Source organism: Streptomyces lateritius, assembly GCF_014649715.1.
Taxonomy (GTDB): Bacteria; Actinomycetota; Actinomycetes; order Streptomycetales; family Streptomycetaceae; genus Streptomyces; species Streptomyces lateritius.
This window is the reverse complement of record NZ_BMTO01000010.1, coordinates 121,688-135,171: the sequence shown is the minus strand read 5'-3', so window position 1 is coordinate 135,171 and position 13,484 is coordinate 121,688. Positions and strand designations below refer to the sequence as shown.

Annotated in this window: 15 protein-coding genes; 10 read left to right on the top strand and 5 right to left on the bottom strand. The window is 73.5% G+C overall.

Features of this window, described 5'->3' with window-relative positions; all coding sequences use genetic code 11:
- The first annotated feature begins 31 nt into the window (after positions 1–31).
- From IE136_RS21500 to IE136_RS21460, 9 genes are all read left to right on the top strand, one after another.
- Complete coding sequence (locus tag IE136_RS21500) at positions 32–784, top strand: HemK2/MTQ2 family protein methyltransferase (RefSeq protein WP_189601142.1); 753 nt, start codon at positions 32–34, stop codon at positions 782–784.
- Positions 785–787: 3 nt separating this feature from the next.
- Complete coding sequence (locus tag IE136_RS36765; RefSeq protein WP_158984921.1) at positions 788–1,096, top strand: CDGSH iron-sulfur domain-containing protein; 309 nt, start codon at positions 788–790, stop codon at positions 1,094–1,096.
- Between the two features lie 54 nt (positions 1,097–1,150).
- Positions 1,151–1,474, top strand: a complete 324-nt coding sequence (locus tag IE136_RS21490; RefSeq protein ID WP_189601141.1) for a plasmid stabilization protein — start codon at positions 1,151–1,153, stop codon at positions 1,472–1,474.
- 33 nt (positions 1,475–1,507) lie between these two features.
- On the top strand, positions 1,508–2,125 hold the full coding sequence (gene ligD, locus IE136_RS21485; RefSeq protein WP_189601140.1) for a non-homologous end-joining DNA ligase LigD: 618 nt from the start codon (positions 1,508–1,510) through the stop codon (positions 2,123–2,125).
- Between the two features lie 144 nt (positions 2,126–2,269).
- On the top strand, positions 2,270–3,124 hold the full coding sequence (locus IE136_RS21480) for an SDR family oxidoreductase (RefSeq protein WP_229819025.1): 855 nt from the start codon (positions 2,270–2,272) through the stop codon (positions 3,122–3,124).
- 126 nt (positions 3,125–3,250) lie between these two features.
- On the top strand, positions 3,251–3,763 hold the full coding sequence (locus IE136_RS21475; protein WP_158984916.1) for an SRPBCC family protein: 513 nt from the start codon (positions 3,251–3,253) through the stop codon (positions 3,761–3,763).
- 76 nt (positions 3,764–3,839) lie between these two features.
- Positions 3,840–4,292: a DUF4383 domain-containing protein gene (locus IE136_RS21470; protein WP_158984914.1), complete on the top strand. Its 453-nt coding sequence runs from the start codon at positions 3,840–3,842 to the stop codon at positions 4,290–4,292.
- Positions 4,293–4,658: 366 nt separating this feature from the next.
- On the top strand, positions 4,659–6,161 hold the full coding sequence (locus IE136_RS21465; protein WP_189601139.1) for an FUSC family protein: 1,503 nt from the start codon (positions 4,659–4,661) through the stop codon (positions 6,159–6,161).
- A gap of 89 nt (positions 6,162–6,250) precedes the next feature.
- Positions 6,251–7,306, top strand: coding sequence for a lactonase family protein (locus tag IE136_RS21460; RefSeq protein WP_189601138.1), 1,056 nt, complete (start codon positions 6,251–6,253; stop codon positions 7,304–7,306).
- An 828-nt stretch (positions 7,307–8,134) separates the two neighbouring features.
- On the opposite strand, the gene IE136_RS21455 is transcribed toward IE136_RS21460, so the two are convergent.
- Together IE136_RS21455 and IE136_RS21450 are read right to left on the bottom strand one after the other, a co-directional pair.
- Entirely contained in the window at positions 8,135–9,058 is a 924-nt protein-coding gene (locus IE136_RS21455; RefSeq protein WP_158984908.1) for a sirohydrochlorin chelatase, read from the bottom strand.
- Positions 9,059–9,145: 87 nt separating this feature from the next.
- A complete protein-coding gene (locus IE136_RS21450; protein WP_158984906.1) occupies positions 9,146–10,144 on the bottom strand; it encodes an N-acetylglucosamine kinase in 999 nt (332 codons plus the stop codon).
- Between the two features lie 149 nt (positions 10,145–10,293).
- On the opposite strand from IE136_RS21450, the gene IE136_RS21445 reads away from it, so the two are divergent.
- A complete protein-coding gene (locus IE136_RS21445) occupies positions 10,294–10,971 on the top strand; it encodes a uracil-DNA glycosylase (RefSeq protein WP_158984904.1) in 678 nt (225 codons plus the stop codon).
- Positions 10,972–10,981: 10 nt separating this feature from the next.
- Here the strand turns inward: IE136_RS21445 and IE136_RS21440 are convergent, their stop codons facing one another.
- The 3 genes from IE136_RS21440 to IE136_RS21430 all read right to left on the bottom strand — a co-directional run bounded on the left by IE136_RS21440 (position 10,982) and on the right by IE136_RS21430 (position 13,418).
- Positions 10,982–11,410 carry a DUF6766 family protein gene (locus IE136_RS21440; protein ID WP_373309105.1) on the bottom strand — a complete coding sequence of 143 codons (429 nt, stop codon included), beginning with the start codon at positions 11,408–11,410 and terminating at the stop codon, positions 10,982–10,984.
- A gap of 107 nt (positions 11,411–11,517) precedes the next feature.
- Entirely contained in the window at positions 11,518–12,702 is a 1,185-nt protein-coding gene (locus tag IE136_RS21435) for a zinc-dependent alcohol dehydrogenase (protein WP_158984903.1), read from the bottom strand.
- A complete protein-coding gene (locus tag IE136_RS21430) occupies positions 12,699–13,418 on the bottom strand; it encodes a nucleotidyltransferase family protein (RefSeq protein ID WP_158984902.1) in 720 nt (239 codons plus the stop codon). The genes IE136_RS21435 and IE136_RS21430 overlap by 4 nt, the downstream gene beginning before the upstream one ends.
- Between the last annotated feature and the right edge of the window lie 66 nt (positions 13,419–13,484).

Here is a 13,484-nt window from a genome sequence, read left to right as displayed (position 1 = left end):
TGGAATCCGGCGAGGTGGGCATCCGCCGCTCATGAGAGTGATCAAGCCGCCGGGGGTGTATGCCCCGCAGGGGGACACGAAGCTGTTGATGGAGATCCTGGACGCGGAGGACCTGCGCCCGGGGGCGCGAGCGCTGGACCTGTGTACCGGCACGGGGATCCTCGCCATCGCGGCCGCCCGCCGGGGCATGGACGCCACCGCCGTCGACGTCTCGCGGAGAGCGGTCGCGACGGCATGGCTCAACGCGCGCCTGCACGCCCGACGGGTGCGTTTGCTCAGGGGCGACCTGAGCGAGCCGGTGGCCGGCGAGCGCTTCGACCTGGTCACCGCCAATCCGCCCTATGTACCGGCCGAGGACCCCGACCTGCCCGCGCGCGGGGCGCGCAGGGCGTGGGACGCCGGGCTCGACGGGCGGCTTCTCATCGACCGCATCTGCCGTCAGGCACCGCAGCTGCTCAACCCCGACGGGGTGCTGCTGCTCGTCCAGTCCTCCCTCTCCGGTACGGACGCGAGCCTGGAGGCGCTCCACCGTTCCGGGCTGAACGCCGAGGTGGTCCGTCGCCGGAGCCAGCCCTTCGGACCGGTGATGAGCGCGCGGGCGCGGTGGTTCGAGCAGCGAGGCCTGGTTCCTTCGGGGCGGCGTACCGAAGAACTGGTCGTCATCCGTGCCACCCACGGCGGCACGGACGCGAACGCCTCGGGCACGTGGGACCGGGACGTCCGCATGCCCGAGGAGAGAGCGGGCACGAGCCGTGATGACGGAGCCGCGCGGATCGGGTGGTGAACGATGGCTACACAGCAGTCGGCAGACGAGACGCAGGAGTGCCACGAGGGCCGGGAGTGCCACGAGGGCCATGAGCCACGGGGCCGCGAACCGGTCACCCGCGCCGGCACGACGCGCATCACCCCCGTGCGGGGAGGCCCCCTGTTGGTCGAGGGCCCCGTCGAGATCGTCATGCCCGACGGGACCGTGGAGCGATGCGACCGCCCCACGGTGGCGCTCTGCATGTGCCGTCGCAGCCTGCGGTACCCCTTCTGCGACACGAGCCACCGTCCCCGTATCCGACGCGACCGACGCGACAACAAGGAGGAGTGAGCGGCCGGCGCCGCCGCTCCGCGGCACCCCCACAGCACCGAGAGGGAGCAGATCATGCCTCGTGGATCCAGCCCCAAGCGGGAACGCCAGTACGAGCACATCAAGGAGAGCGCGCTCGACCGCGGCGAGAGCAAGAAGCGGGCCGAGGAGATCGCCGGCCGGACCGTCAACAAGGAGCGTGCGCGTTCCGGTGAGTCGAGGACCGCGAGCAAGTCCTCCACGCAGGGCAAGTCCCCCTCCCAGCGGGGCGGGGAGCGCTCGCGCGGCGGCTCCGAGGGCAAGACGTACGACGAGCTGTACGCCGAGGCGAAGCGCCGCGACATCCACGGCCGCTCCTCCATGAACAAAGAGGAACTGAAGCGCTCCCTCGGCAAGTGAGCGATCAGGCACCGGGCGACGAGGGCGGTCCGGGTGGGCGGGCGGACGATCGAGTCCCCGTCGGTGCTCGAACGGCACCCCGATGGGATCGGCGACAAGGGGTTCACGCGGAAGGCCGTCCGGGACCACTTCCCCGACCGGGTGCACCGCGCCGACCTCCCCGAGGAGCACGGGGTGGTCACCTACGCGATTTGCGACGACACGGCCGCGATGGTCGACCTCGCCGGCCACACCCGCGTCACCCCGCACCGCTTCCTCTCCCAGAGCGACCGCCGGGACCCCCGGACCGCCTCGTCGTCGACCTGGACCCGGCGACGGACGACTTCTCCCTCGCCCGGGAGGCCGCGGCGCCTGCACGACCTGCCCGACGGATTCGGGCTGCCGTCCGTCGTCATGATCACCGGCTCGCGCGGGCTGCGCGTCCTCGTGCCCCTGGACCGCCGGACCCCGTTCGACGACGTACGCGCCCTCGCCCGCCCCCTCGCCGCGCCCCTCGCCCGGGCCGATGCCGACGACCGCGAGCTCACCACCTGTCGGCCGAGCCCGGACGCCATCGAGGACCTGCTCAAGGACGACCCCTGGCAGGACTTCCCCTGGCGCGGCCGCTCCCACGGCCCGGCGCGCCGGCGGCTCGCCGCCCCGCACGCCTGAACGGCCCCCGAACGCCAACGACCCCGAGCACATACGTATGACGGTTCCACCCGCACGAAGGAGGAGGAAGGCGTGACACCGCACCCCACCCCCGACACCCCCGACACCCCGTCCGACCCTGCCCGGCCCGCCCCGGAGCCGGCGATCCGTCGTCCGCGCCCCGACTTCCCCGACCAGGAGCAGGAGCACCCGGGCTGGACCGGCCCGATGGACCCCCGGCCCGACCACGGAGAGGAGAGCTACCGCGGGCACGCGCTGCTCCACGACCGCAAGGTCCTGCTGACCGGCGGCGACTCCGGCATCGGCAGGGCGGTGGCGCTCGCCTGCGCCCGGGAGGGCGCCGACATCGTCTTCACCCACCTTCCCGAGGAACAGGCCGACGCCGACGAGACGTCCCGGCTCGTCGAAGCCGCCGGCCGACAGGCCGTCTCCGTCGCCTGCGACATCCGAGAGGAACGCCAGTGCGCCGAGCTGGTCGAGCGCACGGTGGCGGCCTTCGGGCGGATCGACGTCCTCATCAACAACGCGGCCTACCAGATGGCCCAGCCGGACGGCATCGAAGCGATCACCACCGAGCAGTTCGACCGCGTGATGCGGACCAATCTGTACGGGATGTTCTGGCTGACCAAGGCCGCGCTGCCGCACATCCCGCGGGGCGGCGTCGTCATCAACTCGACCTCCGTGCAGGCCTACAAGCCCAGTCCGCCGCTGCTCGACTACGCGATGACCAAGAGCGCCATCGTCACCTTCACCCAGGGCCTGGCGCAGATGGTGGCGGCCGACGGCATCCGGGTGAACGCCGTCGCGCCCGGCCCCGTGTGGACGCCGCTGATCCCGGCGACGATGCCGGACACGGTGGAGTTCGGCAAGCAGTCGCCCATGGGGCGCCCGGCGCAGCCGGCCGAGATGGCGCCCGCCTACATCTTCTTGGCTTCCCCCCAGGCCGGCTACATCACCGGCGAGATCGTCAACGCCACCGGGGGAGTTCCGCTGCCCTGAACAACCGCCCGGAGTCCGGGGAATGAAGTCCCGCACGCCGGGCACGCGAGGGATGGGCAGATTGGTCCCCTCTTGACCGCGTAAGAGCTAGACCGAGCAAGGTTCGACCGATTGAGGAGGAATGCCGTGAGCATGGTGAAGGAATCCATCGACGTCGACGTACCTGTGCGCCGCGCGTACAACCAGTGGACGCAGTTCGAGGATTTCCCGAGCTTCATGGAGGGCGTGGAGGACGTCCGCCAGCTCGACGATCAGCACTGTCACTGGCGAACGAAGGTCGCCGGCGTCCAGCGCGAGTTCGACACGGAGATCGTCGACCAGCTGCCCGACGAGCGGATCTCCTGGCGTACGACCGGAGGCGACGCGAAGCAGAAGGGCGTCGTCACCTTCCAGCCGCTGGACGAGACCCACACCCGCGTCAGCCTGGCCATGGACTTCGAGCCCGAGGGCATGGTCGAGAAGGCGGGCGACAAGACGGGCCTCCTCGACCTGCGGATCAGGGGAGACCTGCGCAGGTTCAAGGGCTTCATCGAGGAGCGCGGCGAGGAGAGCGGCGCGTGGCGCGGCCGCATCACCCCCGGCCAGAGCGACACCCAGACGCCGCCGAGCGGCAAGTGGGAGCCGCCGGCGACCGGTTGACACCGGCTCGGCCGGGGCGTCGGGGCGGGGCGGCCGATGCCCGCCCCGGCGCCCCCTTTCACGAAGGAGATCTGTCATGGTCAGGACTCACGGTGCGGCTCCGGCCGCCCGGACCGCGGTGCAGCAGGCGGCCCTGCTCGTGGGCGCGGTCTTCCTGCTGGTGGGCGTCCTCGGATTCATCCCGGGGATCACGACCGACTACGACTCGCTGAAGTTCGCCGAGCACGACTCACACGCCAAACTCCTGGGCATCTTCCAGGTGTCGATCCTGCACAACCTCGTGCACGTGCTCTTCGGTGTCGTCGGTATGGCGATGGCGCGCACGCCCGGCGGCGCGCGGGCCTTCCTCATCGGCGGCGGTGTCGTGTACCTCGTGCTGTGGATCTACGGCCTGGTCATCGACCTCGACAGCGACGCCAACTTCGTGCCGGTGAACGACGCCGACAACTGGCTCCACCTCGTCCTTGGTGCGGCGATGGTCCTCCTCGGCGTCCTGCTCACCCGCCGCCGCGGCCGGGCCCACCGCTGACCCCTGCCCCCACCCACCGTGGCCGATCCGGCTCCCCCCGCCGGATCGGCCACGGGGCGTCGCGGCCCGGGGGCCGTGGCCGGGAACGGTCGGTGCCGCTGGTCCGATGGCCGTCCGATGGGCCGGAAGACCGAGGCGAAGCTGGGCCAATGGCTCATCGCTGAGCCTTCCTGTTGAGCCAATGTCTCCTGGATGGTTACCTATCGGTGTAACCAACACTTTCGGCGCCGCGCAGCGCCAGGCAGGCGACGAGGCCGGCCCGGAGCGCGGTGCCTTCGTCGTGTCCGCGCGCGCCCCACACCCCGGGCCGCCCGCGGATCGGCGAGAGACGCGAGGCGAGGGGGGCGGTCGACCGCCGTGAAGAGGATGTTCGTCGCTCCGGACCCGGGGCTTCTCCGGCTCAGGACCTCACTGCGCGCCGTCGTCGGCGTCGGCCTCGCCGTCGCCGTCGCGGAGGTCGCCGGGCTCTCGCTGACCGCCTCCCTCACCGGCGGCCTGGCGGCCATGCTCGCGCTCTTCACGGTGACGGACGCGACGGTCCGCGCCCAGCGTGTCACCACCGCGCTCCTGCCCACCGCCGGTTTCCCGGTCCTCGCGCTGGCCACCACCCTCCACGGCGTCACCCCCGTACGCGACGCGGCCTTCCTCCTCGTCGTCTTCTGCGGTGTCTACGCCCGCCGCTGGGGCCCGCGCGGGCACGCGCTGGGGATCTTCGCGTTCATGAACTTCTTCATCACCCAGTTCCTGCACGCGCGCCCCGAGCAGCTCCCCGAGATCTGCGTCGCGGTGGGGCTCGCTCTTCTGGTGGCCGGCGGCGTGCGCTTCGTGCTCTGGCCCATCGAACGGCGGACCCCGCCCGCGCCTCAGCCGCCCCCGCTGCCGGGCACCGGGCTCGCCCGCGTGACCACCCGGCAGGCGATCCAGGCGACGGCGGCCTGCGCCGTGGCGCTCTCCCTCGGCCAGGTCCTCTCCGAGGAACGCTGGTACTGGGCCGTCGGCACCACATGGTGGATCTTCGTCAACACGGCCTCGCGCGGCGAGACCCTGGTCCGCGGTTTCCGTCGCGTGCTCGGCACGGTGATCGGCATCGCCGCCGGCATGCTGATCGCCATCCCGCTGCACGGCGCGCCCGCCCCGACAGCGGCCCTGGTCGCCCTCTGCGTCTTCGGCATCTTCTACACGGCAGCCGTCTCGTACAGCTGGATGATCCTGGCCGTCACCGTCATGGCCGGTCTTCTCTACGGCCTGCTCGGCGTCCTCGACACCGGGCTGCTCGTACTGCGCCTGGAAGAGACCGCCGTGGGCGCGGTCTGCGCGGCGCTCGCCGTGCTGCTCGTCCTCCCCGTCACCACCCACGCCACGAACGACGCGTGGATCCAGCGCGCCCTGCACTGCGTCCGCGCCGCCACCTCGGCCTCCCTGCGGCGTCTCGCCGGCGACCCCGAGGCCGACCCCTCTCCCCACGCCGCCGAGCTGGAGCTGCTGCTGGGACGGGTACGGCTCTCCCTGGCGCCGCTGGTCCACCCGCTGAACCCGTACCGGGCCCGCAAGGCGCGTGCCCGTCGTGTCATCGCCCTCCTCGACGAATGCGCCGACGAGGTGCGGGGACTGGTCAGGGTCGCGGCGGACCCGGCCGCGAGCCACGACGCCCGGCTCGCGGCGGCCTGCTGGCGGGTCGAGGCGGCCGTCGAGGCGCTTACCTCGCCCGCTGCCGGGCGGGCCCCGGGGACGGGCGCCTCGGCAGGGGCCCGGGCCGTACCGGAGCCCGGAGGGCCGGTGCTCACCCACGTCACAGGGCTGGAGAGGCTGCTCGCCGCCCTCGACGAGCCGCTGCGCACTCCTCCCACGTCGCGACTGGTCCGTTCCTGACCGGCCACTTGGTCTAGACCGCCTGCTACCGTCGGCCCGGACTACGGGGCGGTCAACCGCGACCGCCCCGGCGGCAAGGGGAGAAAGCCATGGGCGGCACAGGCGGGCGGCAGCCGGTACGGGCGGTACGGGCCTTCATCGGGTCGTTCACCTCGGCGGGAGGTCATGGCGTCCTGGCCGCCGACGTCGACGAGGCGACCGGAGCCCTGACCGTCACCGGCGCGACGGACGCGGTCACGGACCCGTCGTACCTCGCCCTCGCCGGCACGGTGCTCTACGCCGTCTCGGAGACCGAGGACGGTGCCGCGGTCGCCTTCGACGTCTCCGGAGCGGTGCCGCGTCCGCTCGGCGACCCGGTGTCCGTCCGAGGTGCCGGACCTACCCACCTCGCCGTCACGTCCGGTCACGTCCTCACCGCCAACTACGGCTCCGGCAGCGTCAGTGCCCTGCCCGTCGCCGCCGACGGCTCCCTGGGCGCCGCGAGCGACGTCGCCCGGCACCAGGGGTCGGGCCCGGTGGCCGGCCGCCAGAGCGGGCCCCACGCCCACCAGGTCCTGCCGGCTCCCGGCGGCCCGTGGGTGACCGCCGTGGACCTCGGCACCGACTCGGTACGGATCTACCGGCTCGACGCGGCCGCGGGCACACTGCGACCGCACGGCGAGACCGTCCTCGGCGCGGGCACCGGACCCCGCCACCTGGCGTTCCACCCGGCCGGGACCCACGCCTACGTCCTGAACGAGCTGGTGCCCACCGTCACCGTCTGCCGCTGGGACGCGGCCGAGGGCGTCCTGGAACCGCTCGGCGAGACCCACGTCGTACCGGAAGGCGCCACCGCGCCGAGCTACCCCTCCGCGATCGTCGCGTCCCCCGACGCACGGCACCTGTGGGCCGCCGTGCGAGGCGACGACAGCATCGCCGTGCTCGCCCTCGACCCGAGCGGCGAGAAGCCCACCCTCGTGACCACGGTCTCCAGCGGCGGCCGCTGGCCCCGCGACCTCACCCTCGCCCCCACGGCCCGCCGCCTCTACGCGGCGAACGAGCGCTCCGGCGACATCACCTGGTTCGACCTCGACCCGGCGACGGGCATCCCGCGCCGCGGAGGGTCGATCGCCGCCCCCGCGGCCTCGTGCCTGATCCTGGGGTGAGCGGGGGACGGGGGGCCGTTCGGCGTGGGTGGCACAGCATGGCCCCATGCCCCCGCAAGGATCTGAGGCGACCGGGCGGGGCTCCTGCCCGTTCTTCGGCTGACGGGGCCCGCCCGGGGTGAGGAGAACCGGCGCCGCGGCGGAGCTCCCGCGGCTCATTCCCCGACGGGTGAGGGGCCGTGGCCGTGGGGCCGTACAACCCCCATCAGGACCTTGACCGGTGGTGCCCAGGTCCGCCTTCGGCAGCGGCGGTGCGCAGGGCCCGCACGTGGGCCGGCCGGTGGGCCTTGCCCCGTTCCGTGGCTGCTGCGGGTCTTCGGCTGAGCGGGGGGTCCGGTCCGCGTGTGTACAGCCCGCGGGCGGCCGTCCGCGTCCCGCGGAGCGCATGGCTCCTCCGGCGGCATCGGCCGCGTGCGGGCTGCGCGAAGCCCGCCAGGGGGCCTTGAGCCGCCCAGTGGCTCCCGTGGGGTTTTCGGCTCAGCGGGGGCGGGGCAGGCTCTCGTGGCGGCGTACGCCGCCATGAGCCCCTGCGCCGACCGCTTGGAGGCCCCGCCTCAGGCCCGCAGCGCCCGAGGCGGGGCCTCCAGGCGGCCGGCGCGGCGTCTCGGCCGATCGCGACCAGGGAGGGCAGCGCCCGCGCCCCGGTCGCCGAGCCGGGCCCTCCGCCCCAGGGGCCGGCGCGCCCGCACGCGCCCAGGCCGCCGAGCCGGTCCTGCCGACCCCGGAGGCCGGCGCGTGTCCCGGGACGCGGAAGGGCCCGCACCGGACGTCTCCGGTGCGGGCCCTTCTCCGTACGCCCACCAGCGGCCCGAGCGCGGCTCGCGCCGCTCAGAGGGCCGGGGCGCCCTGCGGCTGCTGAGGGGCTATGCCCAGGGTGGCCGTGTACTGCGAGAGCACCAGCTTGCCGATCGCCGGGTAGGCGCCCAGCGGCTCGGCGGCGGCGCAGCCGGCCTCCTTGGCGGCCGCGTCGAGCAGGCCGTCGGCCAGCTCCGGTCCGATCAGGTAGGGAGCGAGCGCCAGCTGCTCCGAGCCGGAGCCGCGCAGCTGCTCGGCGATCGCGGCGATCGAGCCCTCCTGGTCGACGGCGGCGGCCATCACCGGGACGGCCAGGCGCGCGGCCAGAAGCATGCCGGTGATCCCGGCGGCCTGGACCGCCTCCTCGCCACCGACCGTCGCCAGCACGATGCCGTCGGCGGCCGTGGCCACCGTGAAGAGCCGGGCGCGGTCGGCGCGGGCCAGGCCGGCCTCCGACAGGCGCACGTGCAGGGCCTCGGCGAGCAGCGGGTGCGGCCCGAGAACGTCCGTCAGCTCGGCCACGTTGCCGCTGTCCATCACGGCCTGGCGGATCTGCCGCATCAGCGCGCTGTCCGGGCCCGCGAGCAGCGGAACCACCACGGCGGCCGGGCCCTCGGGGGCGCTGACCTCGCGGCCGGCGGCCAGAGCCAGCTCGTAGCGCTCGGTGCGCAGCGACTCGGCGCGCGTCAGCACGGTCCCGAGCGTCGGGTACTCGGCGTCGTCACCGTCCAGGTAGCCGATCGCGGCCTCGAGGCCGGGCAGCTCGGAACGGGCGATGCTCACAACCTCCTCGGCCAGCGAGCGTATGGCGGCCGAGGGCACGCCGGGAACGGCGAGGACGAGTGCGGGAGCGCCCTCGGGCGCCGCCGCGGGTTCGGGGCGACGGTGCCGTCCGGGCTGGCGGGGTCGCGGCATTCGTACAGGCAGGCCGGAAGCGGGCCCAGTGGGGGAGCTCATGGCGCCGCATGCTACTGGTTTTGGCCGCCGCGCAGTGCGGTGAGGTGCAGTCGAGCGTTATCTGCCCCGCTTTGTCCGAACCGTTCTCTACGACGTCAGTTGCTCTGTTACGTACAGCAGTCGTGGATCGGTCGGAAGCCGCAGCGTGCCCGTGGCCAGGGCGGAGGCGAGAGCGACGGATCCGGAGAGCGGATCCCCCTCCGCCGACGCGAGCCGCGCCCGCGGAAGTTGCTCCGCCAGTTCGGCCCGCAGGGGTACGAGGAGGGCGTCACCCAGCTTGAACAGGCCGCCGGTCAGCGCGACTTCGCACACCGCCTCGGCCGGGCACACGGCGGCCGCGGCCTCGGCGGTGTGCACGGCGGCCCTGCCCAGGATCTGCTCCGAGACGCGGTCGCCGTCCTCGGCGCAGCGGGCCACCTCCGGCGCGAACGAGGCCAGCACGGCGGGCCGGTCGGTCCGCGGGTAGAGCTCACCGGGCAGCCCGGCCGCCGGGCCGAACCGCTCCTCCGCGCGGGCGAGCAGCGCCGCCGAACCGCCCCGCCGCCCGTCGTACGCCCGCAGCGCCGCCTCCAGACCACAGCGGCCGATCCACGCGCCGCTGCCGCAGTCGCCCAGCAGATGCCCCCACCCGTCGGCCCGCCGCCAGCCGGTCAGATCCGTCCCCAGCGCGATCAGGCCCGTACCGCCGGCGACGACCGCCCCCGGCCGCTGCCCGAGCGCTCCCGCGTACGCGGTCACCGCGTCGGCGGCGAGCGCCAGACTCCGTACGCCCAGCGCCTTCGCCAGGGCGCCGGGAAGCTCGGCACGCAGCTCGTCGCCGAGCGTCGCCATGCCGGCCGCTCCGATCGCGGCGGCGACCACCGGACCGCCGTCGGCGCCGGGCGACATCGCCTCGACGGCCGGCAGCAACTGCGCCAGCAGATGCGCCGCCTCGATGCCGCCGGGACCGGTCCGCACCGGCTCCCGCGAGGAGAACGTGTCCACCACGCGGCCGCTCCCGGCCTCCGCCAGCGCGACCCGCAGACCCGAGCCTCCCGAGTCGACGCCGAGGACGACCTGGCCGGATGAATGCCCGCGCGACCTCATGGAGCGGCTCCAGGAAACGGAAGAGGAAAGGAGGAGGGACGACGGCAGGCAGCCTATCCCCGGGTCGGAAGGCGAGGAACGGACGAGCGGGGACGCGGAAGGGAGTTGGCCGTCCGGGGCGGCCCCGTAGGCCGGTAGGGTGACCTGCTGTGACAGCACGACCGTTGAACGAACTGGTGGAGCCCGGCTGGGCGGAGGCGCTGCGGCCCGTGGCCGGGCGCGTGGCGGCGATGGGCGACTTCCTGCGCGCGGAGATCGCGGCCGGTCGGACCTATCTGCCCGCCGGACAGCACGTCCTGCGCGCCTTCCAGCAGCCTTTCGACGAGGTGCGCGTCCTCATCGTGGGCCAGGATCCGTACCCCACCCCCGGGATGGCCATCGGTCACAGTTTCGCCGTCGCGCCGGACGTGCGCTCGCTGCCGGGGAGCCTGGAGAACATCTTCCGCGAGCTGCACACGGACCTCGGCCTGCCCCGCCCCTCCAACGGTGACCTGACCCCGTGGACCCGTCAGGGCGTCCTGCTGCTGAACAGGGCGCTGACCACCGCGCCCCGGAAGCCCGCGGCCCACCGCGGCAAGGGCTGGGAGGAGGTCACCGAGCAGGCGATCCGCGCGCTGGCGGCCCGTGGCAAGCCGCTGGTGTCCATCCTGTGGGGCCGCGACGCCCGCAACGCACGCCCCCTGCTCGGTGACCTGCCGGCGATCGAGTCCGCGCATCCGTCCCCCATGTCGGCGGACCGCGGCTTCTTCGGCTCCCGCCCGTTCAGCCGCGCCAACGACCTCCTGCTCCGCCAGGGCGCCCAGCCCGTGGACTGGCGGCTGCCGTAGGGGAGGCGCGTCAGCCCTCCACACCTGTCGCCGTGTGCGCGGAGCCGACCGGCTTCGACTCGGGGGAGCCGCGCTGCCGGAGACAGACCGAGAGCACGACCATGGAGGCGACGGCGAGCAGCTCGGACTGCCAGTTCTGGAGCGTACGGTTCCAGAACTCGGCCGAGGAGATGTACGTGCCCCAGGACAACGGCTCTTCGAGGTCCCTCAACTGCTCCTCGTTGTAGGTCACCAGACCCGTCACGGACTGAGCGAGCCACGACAGAAGGACGACCAGGCCCATCACCAGGCCGAGGGACCGGGTGCCCGGCTCCGCGAGCGCCGCCGTGAACCGGACGGCCGCGGCCTCCGCGGCCGCCGCCGGGTCGTCGACGTCCGCACACCCCGGAAGGCCGGCGCACAGGGCGCCGAGGAGGAGGCAGGCGGTCATCGAACACATGGGGGGGAGCATGTCCCGACGAGTGGCCGAACCGCGCGCAAGGAGCGGGGCCGACACGCGGCACGCGGCCCGTAAGGACCGTCCGGCGCACGGCTGTTCTCGCGTTCTCACGGCGTGAAGAGCACCTTCACCGCGCCGTCGCGCTTCTGCTGGAACATCTCGTACGCCGCGGGCGCCTCGCCCAGCGGGACGTGGTGGGTGGCGAAGTCGTCGACACCGAGCGGGTCCGCGTCGGTCAGCAGCGGCAGCAGGTCGTCCACCCATCGGTGCACATTGGCCTGCCCCATGCGCAGTTGGAGCTGCTTGTCGAACATGACCAGGAGCGGCATCGGATCGGCCGCGCCTCCGTAGACACCGCTGAGGGAGACCGTGCCGCCGCGCCGGACGAGTTCGACGGCGAGGTGGAGAGCGGCGAGACGGTCGACGCCGAAACGCCGCATGAGGCGCTGGGCGAGCGCGTCGGGCAGCAGGGACACCATGGTGTGCAGACCGCGCGCGATCGGGGCCCCGTGCGCCTCCATGCCGACGGCGTCGATGACCGCGTCGGGGCCGCGCCCGTCGGTGAGGTCGCGGACCGCCTCGACGATGTCCGCTCCCTCCTCCCGGAGGTCGAGCGTACGCACGCCGCGCGCCGCCGCCCGGGCCAGCCGTTCGGGTACGAGGTCGATGCCGATGACGAGACCGGCGCCCCGGAACGCCGCGATACGGGCGGCCATGTCGCCGATCGGCCCCAGACCGAGGACCGCGACGGAGCCGCCCGGGGGCACGTCCGCGTACGCGACCGCCTGCCAGGCGGTCGGCAGCACGTCCGAGAGGTACACGAAGCGGTCGTCCGGCGGGCCGTCCGGCACGGGGATCGGCAGGGTGTCGCCGAACGGGACGCGCAGGTACTCGGCCTGGCCGCCGGGGACCTGGCCGTAGAGCTTGGTGTACCCGAACAGCGCCGCTCCCGTGCCGTACTCCCGTACCTGGGTCGTCTCGCACTGGGAGTGCAGCCCCCGCCCGCACATGGGACAGCTGCCGCAGGAGACGTTGAAGGGGATCACGACACGCTGTCCGGGCCGGAGTGTGCGCACCTCGGGGCCGATCTCCTCGACCACGCCCATGGGTTCGTGCCCGAGGATGTCGCCGGCGTCGAGGAAGGCGCCGAGCACCTCGTACAGGTGCAGATCCGATCCGCACAGCCCGGTCGTGGTGATCCGCACGATCACGTCGGTGGGCTCTTTCAGGGTGGGGTCGGGCACCGACTCCACGGACACCTTCCGCCGTCCCTGCCACGTCACGGCCCTCATCGGGGACCGTCCTCCCCCGTGTCCTCGCGCCCGTCGTCGCGGGTGTCGTCGGGCTGGATCACATCGAGCAGTTCGAGCAGGTAGAGAAAACTCGCGGCCATGGGGGAGTCTCCCGTCTCGGCGCGGACCCGGCCCCAGTCGACCCGCTCGCGCAGGCCGCGCGCGACCGGGAGGAGAGCCCCGAAGTCGCAGTGGTGCTCGGAGAGTGCCGTCAGCCGGCTGGTCAGGAGATCGGTCGGATCGAGGACCGGCATGTGCACCGAGTCCACGGGAAGCGTCCGGGCCCGGTCGAGCAGCTCGGTGGTGACCGGACGCCCGGCGAGGGAGAAGATCAGGTCGATCTGCTCGCCATGGGCACGGGCCTTGATGAGCCAGTCCTCCGGAGGGTCGACGATCTGAACGCCCCGCTCCGCGAGCAGCCGCGTGATCTCCTCCGCGTCCTCGCGACGCACCGCGAAGTCGGTGTCGTGCTGCAGCCGGACCGGGATGCCGTGCGCGTACGCGGCGACACTGCCGACCAGTGCGAACGGGCATCCGGAACTCTTCAGGATCGCGGCGACCTCCTTGGTCGCCTCCAGGATCGCCTGGGTGTGGTCCGGCGGCAGCGGCCGCGCGTGGCCGCCGACGCCGTGGGGCAGACCCGCCTCGGTCGCGGCGGCCCGCACCCGACGAGTGACGGAGAAGGGGCGTTCCTCGCGCCCTTCCGTAAGGTTCATGAGTGTCTCCTCCCGGAGGATCCGACCGCACGCCGCTCCAGCGGGCGGGGAGAACTGCCTCTACCC